Genomic DNA, 20,231 nt, shown 5'->3' with positions numbered 1-20,231 from the left:
GCTCAAGAGCAAGTAGTTTTATTTACTTTTGCTGTATGAGCATTGATAATGAACCAGGCGGAAAAAATAGCCTAGCAGCTAGAAAAACCAGAATAAGCAATACGGTTAGTTCTTTAGGTAAACTACCTCCCCAAGCTTTAGATTTAGAAGAAGCTGTTCTAGGGGCTTTAATGCTGGAAAAGGATGCCTTATCTGCAGTTATTGATATTTTAAAACCTGAAATTTTCTATCAGGAATCGCATCAAAAAATATTCGAAGCCATTCACATGCTCTTCGAAAAATCGAAACCTGTTGATATTTTAACGGTTACAAGTGAGTTACGCCAGATGGGTGCGTTAGAAATGGTTGGTGGTGCATATTACATTACCAATTTAACCAACCGCGTAGCTTCTGCAGCAAACATTGAGTTTCATGCCCGTATTATTTCACAAAAATATATTCAACGTGAATTAATTCGTATTTCAACTGATATTATTACCAACGCTTACGAAGATACCACCGATATTTTTGATTTATTGGACCACGCTGAAAAAGGATTGTTTGACATTGCTCAAAACAACTTGCGTAGGGATACCCAAAAAATGGATGATATTGTAAAGCAATCGTTAGCCACTTTAGAAGAATTGCGTACCAAAACAGATGGTTTAACAGGTGTACCTACTGGTTTTACTGGCTTAGATAGAATTACCGGTGGTTGGCAAAAACAAGATTTAGTTATCATTGCTGCTCGTCCGGCGATGGGAAAAACAGCCTTCGTATTAACCTGTGCACGCAATGCAACCGTTGATTTTCAAAAGCCTTGTGTCGTTTTCTCGCTCGAGATGTCATCCGTGCAGTTGGTGAATCGTTTGATTGCTGGAGAAGCTGAAATTGAACAAGAGAAAATTAGAAAGGGAAATTTGCAAGAATGGGAATGGCAACAATTACACAGTAAGATTGGACGTTTAACAGAAGCGCCGCTCTTAATTGACGACACACCTGCTTTGAATATCTTTGAGTTTAGAGCAAAATGCCGACGCTTAAAATCGCAATATGATATTCAATTGGTAATTGTCGACTACCTTCAATTGATGCACGGTAAAGGTGAAGGAAAAGGCGGAGGTAATCGTGAGCAAGAAATCGGTAGTATTTCTAGAGCTTTAAAATCGGTTGCTAAAGAATTGGATGTTCCAGTACTAGCGCTTTCTCAGTTAAGTCGTGCGGTAGAAAGCAGACCAGGTTTGCAAGGTAAAAGGCCAATGTTATCCGATTTACGTGAATCAGGGTCTATTGAGCAGGATGCCGACATGGTACTTTTCTTGTACCGCCCGGAGTATTACGGGATTACAGAAGATGAACAAGGAAGATCGCAAGCAGGTATTGGTGAGGTAATTATCGCGAAACACCGTAACGGTGAAACCGGTATTGTGCCGCTTCGCTTTATTGGTAAGTTTGTGAAGTTCGCCGATTTAGAGGAAGATTTTACTGCACCAAACTCATTCGCTGACGATAGTCCTTCTGCAGGAATGTATCCATCGCAAGATTTTGAAAAGCAAAGCAACGTTATTATCCGCCCATCAAAAATGGATGATTATAACGATGATGACCCACCATTTTAGGCATTAAGAAAAATACAGTATCACGCTATAAAGTTGAGTTTAAACACGTAAACTCAACTTTTAGCAATAAAATTCTTTTTACTAAAAAAAGTACCCAACAACCATTCCGAGTAAAACCAATATTGGTGGATTCAATTTGGTGAAATTCAGTGCAAAAAATGTTGTTAGCATTATCAATAGAAATACCCAGTTAAATCCAATGGGAATCAATAACAACAAAAATGCTGCAATAATAAAACCTACACTTACAGCATTAATGCCAATTAAGCTATCGCGAATTCGTGAGATTTTCTTTAAATCTTCCCAAAATGGGACAATAAATAAGACCAAAATTAATCCCGGTAAGTTAATACCAATAACGCCGATTAACCCACCCATAATTTGACCAAATACACCATAGCCAAAATTTTTCATGCTAATGGCTCCTAAATAACTTGTAAAAGAAAATGTGGGCCCGGGTAAAGCTTGTTGAAGTGCAAATCCTGAAAGAAAATCGGCTGAAGACATATAACTTTTCATCTCAACAAATTCTGTAAACATTAGTGGTACAAGTACCTGTCCCCCACCAAACACAAAAATACCGTTACGGTAAAAATTCTCTAACAAACGAATGGGCAAGCTAAAGGGCGAAGTTCGATTGATAATGGTACCAACCAAAGCTACTAACAATAAAATACCGATAAAATATATAAGTTTTCTAGGATTGATATTGGCGAATAAACTGACTCTTAACTCTGTTTCTTCTTTTGGAGTAGAGATTGCCGAGGAAATCATCCCACCACAAAAAATAACCAAGGGAAATACATATGCGTTACGTAGTACAAAAGTAGCTACAACTGCTCCAATGGCTAAAAAAATGGTAATTTGATCTTTTAAAACCTTCTTGGCTAATTTCCATGCTCCATAAGCAACAATGCCCAGCGCTATGGGTTGAATGTATTCAAATGCATCGTTTAATTTATCTTTTTGACCCAGCAAACTATAGCTAATGGCGGCAAAAGTAAGAATGGAGGCTGTTGGTAAAATCCAAATTAAAAAGGTAAAAATAGCTAAACGGAGTTTTCCAACTTTCCAAGCTATTCCGACCAGGGTTTGTGTAGAGGCCGGCCCAGGTAGAACCTGCGCCAATGCATTTAATTCGAGTAATTCCTCTTCAGAAATAAACTTGGTATTGCTTACAAAATACTTTAACAGCAAGGCCAAATGCGCCTGAGCTCCACCGAAAGACGTAAAAGTGAAGAAAATAACGTTCCGTAAAAAAAGCCACTGTTTTTTAACAGCGATGTGTTTAGTTTGCATTAAATGTAAGCTAAATAAGAATTTCTCATTAATCGTCTTCGTAATCTAATCCTGCAGCAGCATTATACGCACCTTGTAACTCTGAAAAAGCATGCATATCACGTTTTGTGCGTGCAGCATTCATCCCAGTTTGGTAAACAGCAATTGCTTTATCTTTTTCGCCATCTTTCTCATAAAGCTTCCCTAAATGATAATAGGTACCTACATAATCGGGATGTTTCTCCGTTAACTGAAGGTAAAAAGAATACGCATTTTCTTTATCATTTAATGCGTTATACTCTGTAGCTAAGGCATATAAAATAAATGGATCGTTCGGATCACTCTCTAAAAACTCTAATAACTTACTTAAACGGGTTGATGACATTTTTATTCCTTGCTTTTTTAATTAAATTTGCAGAAAGACCTTATATATATTTAAACTTAATACTTATGAAAATATTAGTTTGTATCAGTAACGTGCCAGACACAACCACAAAAATAACTTTTACGAATGATAATACCGAATTCAATACAGCGGGTGTGCAATATATTGTAAATCCTTACGATGAAATTGCTTTATCTAGAGCGATTGAATTAACCGAAGGAGGAAAAGGAAGCGTTACGGTTATCAATGTAGGAGAAGCAGCTAACGACCCAACCATTAGAAAGGCTTTGGCTATTGGTGCCGACGATGCTGTACGGGTTAATGCCCTTCCTCGTGATGCTTATTTTGTTGCCAAACAAATTGCTGAATATGCAAAAGATAAAGACTTTAACATGATTCTAACAGGTAGAGAATCAATTGATTATAACGGAAATCAAGTTGCTGCTATGGTGGGAGAATTTTTAGATATTCCATCAATCTCTATTGTTAAAAAATTAAATATAGATGGTGATACAGCTACGCTTGAACGTGAAATTGAAGGCGGGAAAGAGGTGATTACTGTTTCTGGTAACTTTGTGGCAAGTTGTGCCGAAGGGGTTGCAGAGGCTAAAATTCCGAATATGCGCGGTATCATGAGCGCGAGAACAAAACCTTTAGCAGTTGTTGAAGCAGTAGCCATTGACCAAGTAAGTAAAGTGGTAAAATACGATACTCCTGCCCCACGTAGTGCAGTTAAGTTAATCCCTGCTGATCAGGCTACTCAATTAATTGATTTATTACACAGCGAAGCAAAAGTAATTTAATCTGCGCCTCCATCCTTTAACTAATTAAATCGTTTACACCATCCTTTTATAAGGATATAGAAATAAATATATGTCAGTATTAGTCTATGTAGAACAAGCCGAAGGCAAATTTAAAAAATCAGTGTATGAAGCTGTTTCATATGCAAAAGCAATTGCCGATCAACAATCAACCAGTTTAACTGCAATTTCAATTGGCAATGTGGCCGATAGTGAATTAAATGAACTGGGTAAATACGGAGCTTCTAAAGTTTTAACTGTAAATACCGATCAATTAAAAAGTTTTGTTAATCAAGCATATGCCAGCATTATTTCGGCAGCTGCCGAAAAAGAAGGGGCTCAGGTGGTTGTTCTTTCTAATTCTTTCTCTGGAAAAGGCTTAGCGCCTCGCGTTGCGGTAAAACTACACGCAGGTTTAGCGGAAGGTGCAGTTGAATTGCCAAGTACTGATGGCAAATTTGCGGTGAAGAAAACAGCGTTTTCAGGAAAAGCTTTTGCTATTACCGAATTAACGTCGGCTATCAAAGTTATCGCTTTAAATCCAAATGCCTTTGGTGTAAAAGAAAATCCAACTTCTGTGAGCATTGAAGCATTTAGTGCTGATGTAAAACCAAGTGATTTTGGTACCGTTATAAAAGAAATTGTTCGTGCAACGGATAAAATTTCATTACCGGATGCGGAGCTAGTTGTTTCAGCAGGCAGAGGTTTAAAAGGTCCTGAAAATTGGGGAATGATTGAGGAATTAGCCGCCTTATTAGGTGCTGCAACGGCCTGTTCTAAACCCGTAAGTGATGCTGATTGGAGACCACATTCAGAACACGTAGGACAAACAGGTATTGCCATTAGTCCGAATTTATACATTGCCATTGGCATTTCTGGCGCCATCCAACATTTAGCTGGAGTAAGTTCTTCAAAAGTAATTGTGGTAATCAATAAAGATCCGGAAGCACCTTTCTTTAAAGTAGCAGATTATGGTATTGTTGGCGATGCCTTTGAAGTTGTTCCTAAATTAATCGAAGCTTTAAAAGCACATAAAGCATAATAGCTAAATGTCCTGATAAATATATGTTTATCAGGACTTTATTTCATATGAAAAAAGTAAAGTTAGATATTGTAGGTTTAACGTATAGCCAAACACAATCGGGTGCATATGCACTTGTATTGGGTGAAATTAACGGACGCCGCAGACTCCCGATCATCATTGGAGCTTTTGAAGCTCAGGCCATTGCCATCGAAATTGAAAAAATGACCCCTACCCGGCCATTGACACACGATTTATTTAAATCAATGGCTGAGACTTTTAAAATTAGCATCCAGGAAGTAATTATTTACAACCTTGTTGATGGTGTTTTCTTTGCCAAGCTAATTTGTAGCGATGGAACTAATACGCACGAGATAGATGCTAGAACATCGGATGCAATTGCTTTGGCCGTTCGTTTTGATGCTTTAATTTATACTTACGAATTTATCTTAGCCTCAGCAGGCATCGTTATTGAAGGAAACGATTTTCTGTTTTTAGAAAATATGGATAACATTACCAAAGAACCCGATGCCGATAGTTTACCCACAGCCACGATGCAACAAGGCTATGGCGATTTAACAACAGAAGAGCTACAACAAAGACTTCAGGAAGCGATAGCCGAAGAAGCATATGAAAAAGCAGCGCGCCTGCGCGACGAATTAAATAAAAGAGGAGCCGTATAGGTATCCTCTTTTATTTTGACTTCCCCACCCTTTCTACTAATTTACTACGCTAAAAAAGATAGAATCATGAAATTCGAACACTTTTTGAATTATTTAAATTCATTTTTAGCGATTGTTTTAAAATAGTTCTATCTTCAACCCGTACTTTCTAAAAAAAACTAACTAACTATATGATGAATGTTAAGTTTCGCTTAACCATAATGAGCTTTATGCAATTTTTTGTGTGGGCAGCATGGTTATTAACTATTGCCAATTATTGGTTTGGCACGAAACAATGGAACGGAGCTGAATTTGGTGTAATATTTTCAACCATGGGCTTATCCTCTTTATTTATGCCTACCCTAACGGGTATTTTGGCTGATAAATGGATCAATGCCGAAAAACTGTATGCCATTTTACACATCTGTTATGCAGCCGTCATGTTTTATCTACCACAGGTAAATGATCCACATACTTTCTTTTGGGTTATCTTACTAGCAATGTGTTTTTACATGCCAACCATCGCATTAAGTAATTCCATTAGTTACACGACCTTAAAAAACAGCCAATATGATGTTATAAAAAGCTTTCCTCCTATTCGAGTTTGGGGAACTATAGGCTTTATTGTGGCCATGTGGATTACCAATTTAACGGGTAATAAGGCAAGTGCCAATCAATTTTACATTGCTGGAGTTAGTGCATTAGCTTTAGGAATTTATTCTTTCAGCTTACCTGCTTGTTTACCATCAAACACGCTTGACGATAAGAAAAGTTTCATTCAAAAATTAGGTCTTGAATCTTTTAAGCTTTTTGGCAACTACAAAATGGCTTTGTTTTTTTTGTTTTCCATGTTTTTAGGAGGAGCTTTGCAGTTAACCAATGCTTATGGGGATGTATTTCTGGATGAATTTAAGTTATTCCCTGAATATGCAACCTCCTTTGTAATCAAATATTCAACAATCATATTATCTATTTCACAAATATCTGAAACGTTATTTATACTGGCGATACCATTCTTTTTGAAGCGATTTGGAATTAAATGGGTTATTGTAATCGCCATGTTTGCCTGGGTATTACGTTTTGGCTTGTTTGCCTTTGGCGATCCATCAAGCAATTTATGGATGATAATTTTGTCGTGTATTGTCTACGGAATGGCCTTCGATTTCTTTAATATTTCAGGCTCTTTGTTTGTGGAGACTTCTACCGCGCCAAAAATTCGTTCATCAGCCCAAGGTTTATTTATGATGATGACCAACGGCTTTGGAGCCATTTTAGGAAGCTTAGTTTCTGGTTGGATGATTGAGAAATATTTCACACATCATTACAGCAACATTAACGAATTGGCTACCTACGTGCACAGTACACCCGATAATACCCATTTGCATACCTTTTTAAAAAATAAAGGAATTACCATTCTTGAAAACGGCAATTTAAGTGCTTTGTTGGATGTAAAAGACTGGCACAGTATCTGGTTATCATTTACGGTATATGCACTCGTTATTGCAGTAGTTTTCGTATTCATTTTTAAACACAAACATACCCGAGCAGAACAAGAAGCTATTGAGGCAATTAATCACTAATTCATTTTGAATTTCATACCATGTCGAGCGGAAAATACAGAAAAGAGCACAACTGTTTAAATTGTGGTACGCATGTAGAAAAGCACTACTGCACCAATTGTGGGCAACCCAATTTAGAACTTAAAGAAAATTTTTGGGCATTTATTTCGCATAGCATTGCGCATTATTTTCATTTCGATAATAAGTTTTTCAGCACCTTAAAAACCCTCATAATTGAACCAGGTAAGGTTACACTCGATTACTTGGCAGGAAGACGTGCACGTTACATAAATCCTGTAAGTATGTACATTTTTGTATCAATTATTTATTTTTTGATTGTACCGAAAGCAAACCACTCCAAAAAAGAAGAAAAAGAACAAGTTACTAAACAAACCGAAAAATTAGATTCAATAAACACAGATTTAGAAAAAGGAAGTAAAAACACAAAAATTCTTAAAGGTGTAACGCAGTATTTAAAACCGGCTTTGATAAAAAGTCGGTTCAAGCAATTATCTTTTCAGGAACAAGAAATTGAAATAAAAAGATTACAAACGTTAAACGATAGTCTAAAATCTGACTCTATTGCAAATGTGATATCCATTTATGAAAAGGCTCACATTCTAAAGCAAGATAGTACCTATGCTGCATATTTAGCGCGACAAAACCAATTACCTGAGGATGAAAGAGATGACTGGATAGATCGCATGGTTAAGAAACGCGATATTGTCATGCAACAAAAGGCAGAGCATGAAAACTGGTCGCTAAATGAACAATTGGAGCATTATCGTCCAAAACAATTTTTCTTATTAATGCCGTTGTTAGCTTTGTTTATCATGTGGAATTTCCGCAAGAATCGTATTTATTATCTTGATCATTTAATTTTCACCATACACGGTATGACTGCCTTTTTTGTGGTGCAGATTTTTTCGGTGAGTATTCGATACTATATTTTTGGATTGGATTCTATCGCTAGCAGTGTTATTAAATTAGCTGTAATTTTAGGTGGCATTTGGTACTTATATACAGGCTTAATTAGATTCTATCAACGGTCTAGAAAGGCGACCATCCGTAAAATGATTACGATTTTCTTTCTAGTTATTTTTGCGTATGCCATTTCTGAATGGGCTATTCAACAGTTTATTTATTATTTCCTCCTTTAATTAGGTATTAAGTAGGATTCAATTTAACATAGATGCCTGATTTAAGGTCATAAAAAAAGCTTTTGATTACTCAAAAGCTTTTTTTATGACAGAAAACATCCTTTAGTATTCGTCCTCGTTAAAGAAGAAATCTTCTTTTGTTGGATAATCGGGCCAAATTTCCTCAATTGTTTCGTAAGGTTCGCCATCATCTTCCAATGCTTGTAAGTTTTCAATCACCTCAACAGGAGCACCCGAACGGATACCGTAGTCAATTAATTCATCTTTTGTTGCAGGCCATGGTGCGTCTTCCAAGTGCGATGCTAATTCTAATGTCCAATACATATCTTCAATTATATTAAAATTCTTTATTCTTTAATTATGCGCAAATTATATTAAAATTTTTGAGCAAAACAAACTTATTTTTCCACTATTAAACACGTGGTATCCAAATATTTTCTTCCGTGTTAAAATCCATGTTCAGTTTTCGTGCCAAAACGAACAAATAATCGCTTAAACGGTTCAAATATATCCTTACAGGCTCATCTACAAAGCTTTCCGTTGCAAGTTGAACTGTCAATCTTTCCGCTCTTCTACAAACACAACGTGCAATATGGCAGTAAGAAACCACAGAATTTCCGCCCGGTAGTACAAAATGTTTAAGGGCGGGCAACTGTTCGTTCATTGCATCCATTTCATTTTCCAACAATTTGATATCTTCTTCGTGCAAATCCGGAATTTTCATGTTCGATTTTTCAGGATCGCTGGCCAATGACGCACCCACGGTAAATAAGCGATCTTGAACCTCTTTCAATAGCAGCTGATAATGGGGTTTGATATCTTGACACATGATCAAACCTATATAGGAATTTAGTTCATCTACCGTTCCGTAGGCCTCAATGCGTAAGTGGTATTTGGCAACGCGAGCCCCCCCTATTAGAGAGGTTTGACCTTTATCGCCTGTTTTAGTATAAATTTTCATGTATGGTTATTTCATTCAAAGAAAGCAAATTTAAACTTTCCAGTAACGAATTAAAATGGAGCATAAAAAAAGGAAGCACTATTAAGCCTTCCTTTTTTAATTAACTTATTTTTTCCCAATCGCTACCACTCTCTTTAAGTGCTTGCAATCGTGGCGAAACCGATTTTACTTCGGTATTGTTATAATCATTTTCTATTAAACCATCGCGCATACGTACAATGCGGTGTGCGTGCTGGGCAATATCTTCTTCGTGTGTTACCAAAATAATGGTATTTCCTTTACTGTGAATCTCTTCTAGCAAGCCCATAATCTCGATAGAGGTCTTGGTATCTAAGTTTCCGGTTGGTTCATCGGCCAAAATAATGGATGGATTATTAATTAAGGCTCTTGCCACTGCAACACGTTGGCGCTGTCCCCCTGAAAGTTCATTTGGTTTATGATCTACCCGGTTACCCAAACCTACATCTTCAAGCGCCTTTTGTGCTCTCGCTTCGCGGTCTTTTTTGCTTTTACCAGCATAAATTAAAGGCAAGGCAACATTATCTAACGAGGTAGAGCGTGGTAGTAAATTAAATGTTTGAAAAACAAAACCTATTTCTTTATTTCGAACTTCAGCTAAAGCACTGTCACTCATTTGACTCACATCTGTTCCGTTTAAAACATAAGAACCGCTAGTGGGTGTATCAAGACATCCTAAAATATTCATTAAAGTAGACTTCCCAGAACCAGAAGGCCCCATTAACGCCACAAACTCACCTTTGTTAATGGATAAGCTAACCGATTTTAAAGCGTGAATAACCTCCGAACCAATTACATATTTACGTCCAATTTCTTTTATAGTAATGAGTGCTTTCTCCATGTTTTTTCTTTTTTAGACAACATTTACTGCTCAGATGTTACATCCAAACAAAAACTGTTCAGCTTTTATAGCGCTTAAATCTTTTTGATTGAAAAATTGATTGTATTATTTTTCGATAATTTTAGGCACCATAAAAAACTGCTCGGTGTGTTTTGCAGCATTTTTAAGTCCCTCGACAGTGGTAATTTCTTGCTTAACTACATCTTCACGCCAAACATTTTCCGATTCGTTCATGTACACCAAAGGTTTTATTTGATTGGTATCAAGCTCATTTAATTTTTCCATAAAAGATAAAATCTTATTCATTTCGGGAATTAAATTATCAACCTCTTTATCTTCAATGTGAATGCGAGCCAAATCGGCCATTTTATGGATTGTTTTTGCGTCTAAAATCATATTACAAAAGCTTACTTTCGATTATTTTATATACCTCATCTTTCAACAAATCAGCCTCATCAGGTGTCATATTGGAAGTATCGATGGGTTTATGGACGTAAATATCGCAAATTCCGGGCTTACTTCCATATTTGGATCCATCATCCCAGCTAATTTTCCAAATATTGCTGATTGAAACAGGAATCAAGGATACATTTTTCTCAATCGCCAAGCGAAAGGGACCATTTTTAAATTCACCTAATTTTGGCGGGTATACATCATCAATTTTTCCTTCTGGAAAGATGATCAAACTCATTCCATTTGCTAAATTATCTCCCGCTTTTTTAAAAGCTCTAAAGGCAGAAATTTTACTTTCGCGATTCACAGCAATATCAATTGTTCGAAAGAAAAAGCCTAAAACAGGATTCTTTAGCAGTTCTTCCTTTCCCATAAAATGAAATTTTTCTTTTGCCAGAAGAATCATCACCATCACATCGAGATTAGAAGTATGATTGGCGCAAAACACATAGGTTTGCTTCGAACTTAATTTTTCTTCATAATGATACCTGTAAAAAACGCCAGAAAATAAGCTTGCTAAAAAGCTGTTTAATTTCCTGAAAAAATTTAATACACCATAAAACTTAGCATTTCGAGAGGTTAAGTAATAGATGGGGTAAAATAGCGAGAAGAAAAGAAAAATCATCAAGAGATACCAATAGCGATGTATCTGTTTTAAAATTTTAATCATTTTCAATTATTCGTTATATATTTAGTTAGAAGCGTAATAATAATACAAGTATACTAAAATGTTTAACATCACTATAGGGTTTAAGCTCCTATTTTCATAAGTCTGTATACCTCAATCAGCTAAATAAATAAAGATGACATTTTCAAAAAGTTTCAGGATAATTTAGCTAATTCTATGCTTTAGATGTAATTTATTTTTAATTTCGTGGCATTATGAAAGAAACAGTTGTGAGCGGTATTCGCTCTACAGGAAAGCTACATCTAGGAAATTATTACGGAGCGATTAAAAATTTCGTTCAAATGCAGAATGATTATAATTGCTTTTTTTTCATTGCCGATTTACACTCGCTAACCACCCACCCCACTCCTTCAGATTTGCATGGAAATGTAAGGAACGTTTTAGTAGAATATCTGGCGAGTGGCATTGATCCCGAAAAAAGCACCATCTATATTCAAAGCGATGTTCCAGAAGTAGCGGAACTGTATCTGTATTTAAACATGAATGCTTATTTGGGTGAGCTTGAACGTAGCACATCCTTTAAAGATAAAGTGCGTGCAAACCCTGATAACGTAAATGCCGGTTTGTTAACGTACCCTGTTTTAATGGCAGCTGATATTCTTATACACAAGGCCACCAAAGTACCTGTTGGAAAAGATCAGGAACAACATTTGGAAATGGCACGTACTTTCGGTAATCGTTTTAATCGGTTATACAACAACGAATATTTTCCTGAGCCATATGCTTTTAGTTACACCAACAACCTGATAAAAGTACCAGGTTTGGATGGAAAAGGTAAAATGGGTAAATCAGAAGGTGAAGGCAATGCCGTGTACCTTTCTGATAGTCCGGAAGTAATCCGTAAAAAAGTAATGCGCGCAGTAAGCGACGGTGAACCAACGGAAGAAAATCAGTCAAAACCAGAAGCTATTCAAAATTTATTCGATTTAATGAAGGTAGTTTCAAGTGAAGATACCTTGAAACATTTTGATGATTTATATAACAAGATGTCAATCCGCTACGGCGATTTCAAAAAGCAATTAGCGGAAGACATGATTATCGCTACTACACCGATGCGCGATCGTATTCAAGATATTGCCGCAGACGAAGCTTATTTGCGTAAAGTAGCAAAATTAGGTGCTGAAAAAGCGAGCGATAGTGCTCAAAAAACCATAAAAGAAGTTCGAAACTTAATCGGTTTTAAAAGTTTTTAATTAATTTAATAGCATAAAAGAAAGCGATTACGCTTATCTAAACTATTTTATACCCCAAAAGAAATGCATATAGCAATTGTAGGAAACATTGGTGCAGGTAAAACCACCCTAACAGGTTTATTAGCTAAAAACTACGGATGGGAAGCGTTATACGAAGCCGTAGATAACAACCCGTATCTGGAAGATTTTTACAGTGACATGAAACGTTGGAGCTTTAACCTTCAAATTTATTTTTTAAACAGTCGTTTTCAACAAATTACCGATATAGAAAAAAATCAACGAAACGTTATTCAAGATAGAACCATATATGAGGACGCGCATATTTTTGCGGAAAACCTACACGACATGGGCTTAATGACCACTCGTGATCATGATAACTACCGTGCTATTTTTGATAACGTAACTTCGTTTATTAGACCTCCTGATTTATTGGTTTATTTGCGCGCTTCTGTACCTACATTGGTAAACAATATTCAACGTAGAGGTCGCGAATATGAAGCTGGTATCCGAATTGATTATTTATCAAAGTTGAATGAAAAATATGAAGCTTGGATTAAAGACTATAATTTGGGTAAATTATTGATTTTAGATAAGGATAAACTCGATTTTACGAATAACCCAGAAGATTTAGGCGCTGTTATTCAATCGATTGAAGCCGAAATTAACGGTTTATTTTAATATTACTCAATAAACACCAAAGCATCTGCTTATTCATCAAAAATGACACTACCTCAAAACTTACGTATTATTGGCATCATCCCCGCACGCTATGCTTCTACGCGTTTTCCTGGAAAACCCTTGGTTGATATTGCAGGAAAAAGCATGATTCAACGGGTTTATGAGCAAGCAAAAAAAGCAAATTCGCTGTCAAAAGTAGTGGTAGCAACCGATGATACGCGCATTGCCGAGGAAGTGAAAAACTTTGGAGGCGAAGTGGTATTCACATCAGATCAGCACCAAAGTGGTACTGATCGTTGTGCCGAAGTAAGCGAGCAGTTTCCCGATTTTCAAGCTGTTATCAATATCCAAGGAGATGAACCTTTTATTGAACCCGCCCAAATAGACTTATTGGCTAGTTGTTTTATCGAAGAAAAAGTACAATTAGCCACCCTGATAAAGACCATTGAAAGTCAGGAGAATATTTACAATCCGAACAGCCCAAAAGTGGTAATTGATGTAAACGGACGGGCTATTTATTTTAGTCGTAGTCCAATTCCGTATGTTCGAAATGGGGAGCCAGGTGTTTGGGCTGAGAAACACAAATTCTACAAACACATTGGTATTTACGGTTACCGCACAGAATCGCTTAAAGCCATTACGCAGTTGCCTCCATCCTCTTTGGAAATAGCAGAAAGTTTAGAGCAATTGCGGTGGATTGAAAACGGATTTTACATTCAAACGAAAGTAACCGATTTAGAAACGGTAGCGATTGATACTCCTGAGGATCTCAAAAAATTAAACAAACTGTTAAAGGCGCTCGAAGAAGAATAGAAGTACTAACTTCTTATTTTTTACCGTTTGGTATTTAACAGCTAATTGAAACCAACCAAACGCTGCAGTTGAAGCGGATAAATTTTGCTATTTTAGAAGACAAATCGAAATCTATGAAAAAAATTGTATTCAGCTTATTCACCTGTTGGATTGTTTTACAAGCCTGCAGCGATACAAAAAAAGAAGGAAAAGACGCTATTCAGTTCAAGAATGTTAATCAAACGGTCGTTAAATCATTTTCGAATCTTAGTAAACAAGATACTTTTAAGCTTGAATTTATCGGAGAAAAACCTGAAGAGATAGCTATCAATTTTTCTATAAAAACCGCTGATAACAAGCAAATATATGCGGTTCAATTAAAAGGTAAAGATTTATTGGGAAGCACGGATCCAAATGTAGATTTGAGAAAAGAAAAAGATCAAATTGTATTTTTAAAAAGCATTGCAGATGATTTTTTCAGCGAAGATAATTTTTTAGAACCTGCCGTTTTACCAGAAGATAAAAGTGACGATTACACCCCTGATAAAGCATTTTTTGAAGCATTAAAGAAAACGAAACTGAATGGGTTTAAATACCGCTTGGGTAAAGAAAACAACATTTATATCGCCTGGGACGACGCTACGCAAAAAGTAAAGATATATTACAATTGTTGTTAAAACATAAATGCCGAAGAAAAAACTTCGGCATTTATTGTTAGATGCTATTTGAGAATTGTATCAATTACTGTAACCTTTTATTTTACAAAAATGTAATAAGCTATACTGCAACATTGCGTGTAGGTAAGCAATTATGCTTAGTGTGCATCGTAAATGATAACCTTTTCAAAAAACGCTCTAAATTCATCTAAAAATGCTTTGTGTAATGGATGAACTTGATATACGTCGTGCGCTGCTAAATCTTCAAAAAACAAAATTAAGCTAAAGGTATAGGTGGTATCTACTACTGCGCGCTCAATTGGTGCCGGTGTACCAATGTGAAAATTCTTTACAACTTCAATATTTTCTAGAGTTTCTAAACTCATGCGAAAGGCAGCTTTTTGTTCTTCTGTGGTATCTGCTTTTAACCAGAATAAAACGTGGTGTGAAATCATTGGATATTTTTTTTCAAAGATACTTATAATCGCGTTTTATAGATGAGAACTTTAAAAATTCTTCAACAAAATAGCCATAATTTCTTAGATCATTTAATCGGTACTTACTTTTGATAGTTATCACACCTTTTAAGAATATCCCTTTACATTCTGAATTGATATTTTTAATTTTGAATTATAGAATTGATGGGTTGAAGAAATAAACAGCAAACAAATTTTTACGTGATATTGAACGCAAAGTTGTATTACGTGAGAACTGGAATAGGCGTTTTATAAAGAATCTCATCTACCTAATTTAGCACGAATTCTTTACAGCTCATCAATTTTATTATTATTTTCTTTCACAAAATTCGTTGGGGAAGTTCCTGTATAGCGTTTAAAAATAGTATTAAAATCTGATACTCTTTTAAACCCGAATTGCGTGGCAATTTCTGCTAAACTCATATCGCCCTGAAGCAAAAGCACTTCCGTTTCGCGCACCAATCGTTCTCGCAAAATTTGAACTAAATTTTTGCCTAAAACACTGATTAGAAAATTATTTAATCGATTGGCTGACATTCCCATCCCCACTGCGTAAAAGCCTGTGGTACGCTCTGTTCTAAAGTATTGTTCCAAAATGGCACGAAAACGCAACAATATTTCCATTTCATCACGATTTAATACTTTCAACATGACATCTAGTTTGGATGTATATCCCAAAAAAAGCAAAATGTATTGCGCTAAATAATTAATATCACGTTGTTGAATAATTTCGCGCTTTAATTGATCCAGTACTTTGGTCATCTTTTGTAAATCAAACCCTACTAAATCATTGTATGACAAGCTCATAAATAAATTTTTAGCTTGCGGATCTGGGTGTTGCTGTAAAAATTCGGCAAACAGGAAACTTGTAAAACTTAACCAATATGCTGAAGTAATGCAGCCTTCTAACCGAACAAGCCCTTCTTCAGGAATAAAGAAAACACGACCACTCTCCAAAGCATAATCGCCAGAATTCATGCATAAAAGGCCTTCAGCTTCTACAATTACTAAAACTCGCATGGGGAAATATGCGGTTAAAGCTTTTTCTCTTTTAAATAGCCCACTTATCTTTTCGAGCTGAATCATAGGTTAATAGCAAGTTTGATATATTTGATTTAAAAACTATTGCTATTCTTAGAATGTAAATTGATTTAAGTGTTACAGTTAACTAAAAAAGCATCTCAATTATACAAAAAAATGCATAAATAAAAAGGCCAAATAGTTATATTATTAATAATTATAATATAAATACTATTTGGCCTTGAAGTCTTTTTATTGCTTATCTTCTGCAGGCGCTTTGCCAATTAACTCCATAAATTGATCCAATTTAGGTGTTATGATAATTTGTGTACGCCTATTTTTATGTTTTCCTTCGGTGGTCGCATTATCCGCAATTGGATTAAACTCGCCACGTCCTCCAGCTGTTAATCTTTTTGGATCTACTCCATATTTAGTTTGCAATGCTTGAACCACAGATGAAGCTCTTAGCGCACTTAAATCCCAGTTGTTACGAATATTGGTTTGTACGATAGGTACATTATCTGTATTTCCTTCGATAAGTACATCATAATCTTTATAATCACCAATAATCTTGGCAATTTTTGATAGCGTCTGGGCTGATTTATCCGAAATTTCATAACTACCTGATTTGTATAGCATATTATCGGATAGCGATATATACACCACTCCTTTTAATACCTGAACATCCACATCGTTTAATTCTTCGCGGCTTAATGAACGTGTTAAATTATTGGTAAGTACCATGTTCAAAGAATCACTTTTATTCTTCGCTGTAATCAGCTCTTTTATATACTTGTTTGATGCATTTATTTCATCAACCAATTTAGAAATATTAATATTTCCTTGATTACTCATGCTTAAACACTTATTCAACGCCGTTTGCAACTCAAGTATATTCGCTTTTTCAGATGCAATTTGCTCTTCTAAACTCTTGTTTCTACTGTTAACCCCAGCTAACTCGTTTTGGCTTTTCTGATAATTATTATTCATTTCATTAGCACCCGCACTTAATTTATCGTATCTACCTTGTAATTCTTCGTACTTTTTCTTGCTTACGCAGCCCTGAAATAATAGACCGAGTACAACAATTAAAACAAAATTTGATTTTTTCATATTTTTTTCATTTTTGATGAATAGACTAAAAACAAGGTAAGAAAAAAATTGTTTTGATGAAATATATCATTAATTATGACAATTGTCACAATAATGCCGTTTGATTTTGGTTTAAACAATCAATTGTGTTAAATTGCGCCCTATTAAAAATTATTAAACCGGAATTCGTTACATGAATAGCGGATATCTGAACACCCTACAAATAAATTTTTATGCCTAAACTTTTTATAGGAGGCCTTGCTGCCAATATTCAAGAAATGGACCTGGCTATTTTAATTAGTCTACATGGTCGCCTAGATACGATTAAAGTTGTTAGAGACCGCAATACTGGTAAATGCAAGGGATATGCTTTTTTTGAAGTAGTTGATATGAATGATGCAAATAACATTATTCGAAATTTAAATGGTGAATCATTTAAAGGAAATACGATTACCATAAAAATAAGCGAGGACATGCCTCCTAAAAAGCCTTTCAGAAAACCATTCAATCCTAGCTTTAAGAAAAGACCAACAGCGTAGAAAATTTTTCAAGACGTCGATATTTTGCCATTTTTTTACATGTTAAAAATATGGCAAAAATTGATTTGAACGTAATAGTTCGCTAAACAAAGTGCCCAAAAACAACAGCAAAGACTCGTACTTATTAATGAGTATACGGTCTTTAAAGTACCAGCAAACCAAACTTCCGTAACGTTTTGATAGATTTTGAATACCAAAACAGCTCAAAATTTTCGTTTGCTGTTTCAAAATCACTTTTCAACTCTTGCAATGTCCATAGGCGTGTAGCTGAAAGTGAAATTTCGGATAAAATGTGTGCTAACCATTTTCCTTCCGTAGCATTTAATTGTAAGGTGAAGGTTTCGCGTTTATCGTAAAAAGTTAAAGATGTTACCTCCCAAGTAGTTCCTTTTTTTGCTTTTGTAAAGTTTTGCAAGGTTGGTGTCCCTCCTATCCAAACTACTTTTGCATTGGGTTTAAACGTAAACTCTTCCGCATCAATGAGCGCATTTTCAATAAAATTCTGAGCGACTTTTGTGCGAGGAATCTTAAAATCGAACCAATCCTGCAGGGGATAATCAAAACAGATTCCGTGCATATAATTGAACAAGGATTTTTTTAGTCCATAGCTAAACATCCCATGATCAATACCCGTTTTGTCGGTATAATTTATATCGTTATTGGCAAAAGCACCTAATTGTTCGGTTTCTTTTACTACACCAAATTTTTCAGGATACAAGCCTATTGGACTATGTGCGGTCATGGCAAATTGATGCCAAAAACCTGATTGCAAAACACCTGCTTCGAATAACTGGCGAACCATTTCTAAACTATCCACAGTTTCTTGAATACTTTGGGTAGGATATCCATACATTAAATAGGCGTGTACCATTACGCCTGCTTCGGTAAAGTTTCTGGTTACGCGCGCTACTTGTTCTACCGTAACGCCTTTATGAATTAATTTCAGTAATCGATCAGATGCTACCTCTAAGCCACCTGAAACCGCTATACAGCCAGATGCTTTTAAAAGCATACATAAATCAGCACTGAAACTTTTTTCAAAGCGAATATTGGTCCACCAGGTAACGGACAAGTTTCGACGTAATATTTCGAGTGCCACTTCACGCATAAGCGCGGGAGGTGCGGCCTCATCAACAAAGTGAAATCCATTTTGCTTCGTACTTTCAAGCAATTCCTCTATCCTATCCACAATTAATTTGGCTGCAACTGGTTCATATACTTTAATGTAATCCAAGGAGATGTCGCAAAAGGTACATTTCCCCCAGTAGCAACCGTGTGCCATCGTTAGTTTATTCCAACGTCCATCACTCCACATACGATGCATTGGATTCACAATTTCAATCACTGAAATGTACTGATCTAATAAAAGATCAGAATAATCGGGTGTACCCACTTGCGCTTGCTTGTAATCACTTTGCAGGGCATCGTTTTTATACACGACCTTTCCACCTTCTAACAAAAAAGTCCTTTTATAAAGCTTCAATGCTTGATTATTATCGCTGATACAATTCTTATGAAGGAGCTCTATAGGAAGTTCACCATCATCCAGAGTGATAAAATCAAAAAACTCAAATACGCGGACATCCGATAGAGAGCGTAATTCGGTATTGGGGAAACCGCCACCCATTGATATTTTAACTTCTGGATGATGTTGTTTAACCCATTGTGCACAACGAAATGCACTGTATAAATTTCCAGGGAATGGAACGGAAATTAAAAATAAGGATGGTTGTATCGTTTCAATATGTTGCTTTAATATCCCAAAAAGTAATTCGTCGATAAACGTACTTGGTTTTTGAAGCGCCTCATATAGTTCATCAAAAGAGTTTGCGCTTCTTCCTAATCGCTCCGCGTAGCGGCTAAAGCCAAAATTTTCATCCACGCACTCTACGATGTAATCAGAAAGATCTTCCAAATAAAGGGTTGCTAAATGTTTTGCCTTATCTTGCGTGCCCATTGATCCAAAGGCCCAATCAAGCTCTTCTAGTTGATCAAATCTGGAAGCCATGGGCAAATAATCATCGCTGCAAATTTGAAGTGCAAAGGTGGGGTTTTTACCTTGGAGAAAGGAGATTACGGCATCAATTGTCTTTAAATACTCGTTCCTTAACGCAAATATCCGCGTAGAATTAGCTGTTCTTGTGGTTTCTGGAACAATTGAGAAAATATCTTTTAATCCTTTCTTTGAAAACAAAGCTAAAATTACCTCAATTCCTAGATCGGCTTGTGATGAGGAAATATTCTTGGTATTGAGAAATCCCTTTAAATATGCTGAAGCTGGATAAGGTGTATTTAACTGGGTAAATGGTGGCGTAATAATGAATAGCTCTGTCTTCAATTTTTGAAAATTAAGCCCAAAAA

At 35.9% G+C, this 20,231-nt stretch carries 22 protein-coding genes; 11 read left to right on the top strand and 11 right to left on the bottom strand.

The features are described 5' to 3' along the window. Nucleotides 1-35 precede the first annotated feature (35 nt). The gene (dnaB, locus tag ACJVDK_RS04165) at nt 36-1,598 is read left to right on the top strand and encodes a replicative DNA helicase (RefSeq protein WP_443939033.1); all 1,563 of its coding nucleotides are present in this window, start codon (nt 36-38) and stop codon (nt 1,596-1,598) included. Nucleotides 1,599-1,679: 81 nt separating this feature from the next. Here dnaB and chrA read toward each other — a convergent pair whose 3' ends face one another. Next, a complete protein-coding gene (chrA, locus tag ACJVDK_RS04160) occupies nt 1,680-2,897 on the bottom strand; it encodes a chromate efflux transporter (RefSeq protein ID WP_443939032.1) in 1,218 nt (405 codons plus the stop codon). A 28-nt stretch (nt 2,898-2,925) separates the two neighbouring features. Beyond that, nucleotides 2,926-3,261: a tetratricopeptide repeat protein gene (locus ACJVDK_RS04155; RefSeq protein WP_443939031.1), complete on the bottom strand. Its 336-nt coding sequence runs from the start codon at nt 3,259-3,261 to the stop codon at nt 2,926-2,928. 65 nt (nt 3,262-3,326) lie between these two features. On the opposite strand from ACJVDK_RS04155, the gene ACJVDK_RS04150 reads away from it, so the two are divergent. From ACJVDK_RS04150 to ACJVDK_RS04130, 5 genes are all read left to right on the top strand, one after another. After that, the gene (locus tag ACJVDK_RS04150) at nt 3,327-4,064 is read left to right on the top strand and encodes an electron transfer flavoprotein subunit beta/FixA family protein (protein ID WP_443939030.1); all 738 of its coding nucleotides are present in this window, start codon (nt 3,327-3,329) and stop codon (nt 4,062-4,064) included. 70 nt (nt 4,065-4,134) lie between these two features. Further along, a complete protein-coding gene (locus tag ACJVDK_RS04145) occupies nt 4,135-5,103 on the top strand; it encodes an electron transfer flavoprotein subunit alpha/FixB family protein (protein ID WP_443939029.1) in 969 nt (322 codons plus the stop codon). 47 nt (nt 5,104-5,150) lie between these two features. Beyond that, complete coding sequence (locus tag ACJVDK_RS04140) at nt 5,151-5,765, top strand: bifunctional nuclease domain-containing protein (RefSeq protein ID WP_443939028.1); 615 nt, start codon at nt 5,151-5,153, stop codon at nt 5,763-5,765. Between the two features lie 173 nt (nt 5,766-5,938). Beyond that, complete coding sequence (locus ACJVDK_RS04135; RefSeq protein WP_443939027.1) at nt 5,939-7,324, top strand: nucleoside permease; 1,386 nt, start codon at nt 5,939-5,941, stop codon at nt 7,322-7,324. A 20-nt stretch (nt 7,325-7,344) separates the two neighbouring features. After that, nucleotides 7,345-8,463 (top strand): DUF3667 domain-containing protein, encoded by a 1,119-nt coding sequence (locus ACJVDK_RS04130; RefSeq protein ID WP_443939026.1) that lies wholly within the window; start codon nt 7,345-7,347, stop codon nt 8,461-8,463. A 102-nt stretch (nt 8,464-8,565) separates the two neighbouring features. Here the strand turns inward: ACJVDK_RS04130 and ACJVDK_RS04125 are convergent, their stop codons facing one another. From ACJVDK_RS04125 to ACJVDK_RS04105, 5 genes are all read right to left on the bottom strand, one after another. After that, nucleotides 8,566-8,787, bottom strand: coding sequence for a DUF2795 domain-containing protein (locus tag ACJVDK_RS04125; protein WP_010603503.1), 222 nt, complete (start codon nt 8,785-8,787; stop codon nt 8,566-8,568). Nucleotides 8,788-8,875: 88 nt separating this feature from the next. Beyond that, nucleotides 8,876-9,424, bottom strand: coding sequence for a cob(I)yrinic acid a,c-diamide adenosyltransferase (locus ACJVDK_RS04120; protein WP_443939025.1), 549 nt, complete (start codon nt 9,422-9,424; stop codon nt 8,876-8,878). Between the two features lie 100 nt (nt 9,425-9,524). Continuing rightward, the gene (locus ACJVDK_RS04115; protein WP_443939024.1) at nt 9,525-10,283 is read right to left on the bottom strand and encodes an ABC transporter ATP-binding protein; all 759 of its coding nucleotides are present in this window, start codon (nt 10,281-10,283) and stop codon (nt 9,525-9,527) included. Nucleotides 10,284-10,388: 105 nt separating this feature from the next. Continuing rightward, on the bottom strand, nt 10,389-10,679 hold the full coding sequence (gatC, locus tag ACJVDK_RS04110) for an Asp-tRNA(Asn)/Glu-tRNA(Gln) amidotransferase subunit GatC (RefSeq protein WP_443939023.1): 291 nt from the start codon (nt 10,677-10,679) through the stop codon (nt 10,389-10,391). A 1-nt stretch (nt 10,680) separates the two neighbouring features. Then, complete coding sequence (locus ACJVDK_RS04105) at nt 10,681-11,406, bottom strand: lysophospholipid acyltransferase family protein (protein ID WP_443939022.1); 726 nt, start codon at nt 11,404-11,406, stop codon at nt 10,681-10,683. A gap of 212 nt (nt 11,407-11,618) precedes the next feature. Here ACJVDK_RS04105 and trpS point away from each other — a divergent pair, with 212 nt between their 5' ends. From trpS to ACJVDK_RS04085, 4 genes are all read left to right on the top strand, one after another. After that, nucleotides 11,619-12,617, top strand: a complete 999-nt coding sequence (gene trpS / locus ACJVDK_RS04100) for a tryptophan--tRNA ligase (protein WP_443939021.1) — start codon at nt 11,619-11,621, stop codon at nt 12,615-12,617. A 63-nt stretch (nt 12,618-12,680) separates the two neighbouring features. Then, nucleotides 12,681-13,295 carry a deoxynucleoside kinase gene (locus tag ACJVDK_RS04095; RefSeq protein ID WP_443939020.1) on the top strand — a complete coding sequence of 205 codons (615 nt, stop codon included), beginning with the start codon at nt 12,681-12,683 and terminating at the stop codon, nt 13,293-13,295. Nucleotides 13,296-13,337: 42 nt separating this feature from the next. Then, the gene (gene kdsB / locus ACJVDK_RS04090) at nt 13,338-14,108 is read left to right on the top strand and encodes a 3-deoxy-manno-octulosonate cytidylyltransferase (RefSeq protein WP_443939019.1); all 771 of its coding nucleotides are present in this window, start codon (nt 13,338-13,340) and stop codon (nt 14,106-14,108) included. Between the two features lie 113 nt (nt 14,109-14,221). After that, complete coding sequence (locus ACJVDK_RS04085; protein WP_443939018.1) at nt 14,222-14,764, top strand: hypothetical protein; 543 nt, start codon at nt 14,222-14,224, stop codon at nt 14,762-14,764. A 137-nt stretch (nt 14,765-14,901) separates the two neighbouring features. On the opposite strand, the gene ACJVDK_RS04080 is transcribed toward ACJVDK_RS04085, so the two are convergent. The 3 genes from ACJVDK_RS04080 to ACJVDK_RS04070 all read right to left on the bottom strand — a co-directional run bounded on the left by ACJVDK_RS04080 (nt 14,902) and on the right by ACJVDK_RS04070 (nt 17,352). Further along, nucleotides 14,902-15,198, bottom strand: a complete 297-nt coding sequence (locus tag ACJVDK_RS04080) for a Dabb family protein (RefSeq protein ID WP_443939017.1) — start codon at nt 15,196-15,198, stop codon at nt 14,902-14,904. A 309-nt stretch (nt 15,199-15,507) separates the two neighbouring features. Then, nucleotides 15,508-16,305, bottom strand: a complete 798-nt coding sequence (locus ACJVDK_RS04075; RefSeq protein WP_443939016.1) for a helix-turn-helix domain-containing protein — start codon at nt 16,303-16,305, stop codon at nt 15,508-15,510. A gap of 186 nt (nt 16,306-16,491) precedes the next feature. Further along, nucleotides 16,492-17,352 (bottom strand): OmpA/MotB family protein, encoded by an 861-nt coding sequence (locus ACJVDK_RS04070; protein ID WP_443939015.1) that lies wholly within the window; start codon nt 17,350-17,352, stop codon nt 16,492-16,494. Between the two features lie 212 nt (nt 17,353-17,564). On the opposite strand from ACJVDK_RS04070, the gene ACJVDK_RS04065 reads away from it, so the two are divergent. Then, on the top strand, nt 17,565-17,870 hold the full coding sequence (locus ACJVDK_RS04065; protein WP_443939014.1) for an RNA recognition motif domain-containing protein: 306 nt from the start codon (nt 17,565-17,567) through the stop codon (nt 17,868-17,870). A 142-nt stretch (nt 17,871-18,012) separates the two neighbouring features. On the opposite strand, the gene ACJVDK_RS04060 is transcribed toward ACJVDK_RS04065, so the two are convergent. Next, nucleotides 18,013-20,208 carry a B12-binding domain-containing radical SAM protein gene (locus tag ACJVDK_RS04060; RefSeq protein ID WP_443939013.1) on the bottom strand — a complete coding sequence of 732 codons (2,196 nt, stop codon included), beginning with the start codon at nt 20,206-20,208 and terminating at the stop codon, nt 18,013-18,015. Nucleotides 20,209-20,231: the final 23 nt, after the last annotated feature.

The sequence above is a fragment of the Pedobacter paludisoli genome (assembly GCF_052344095.1).
Taxonomy (GTDB): domain Bacteria; phylum Bacteroidota; class Bacteroidia; order Sphingobacteriales; family Sphingobacteriaceae; genus Pedobacter.
This window is presented reverse-complemented; position numbering and strand designations above follow the sequence as displayed.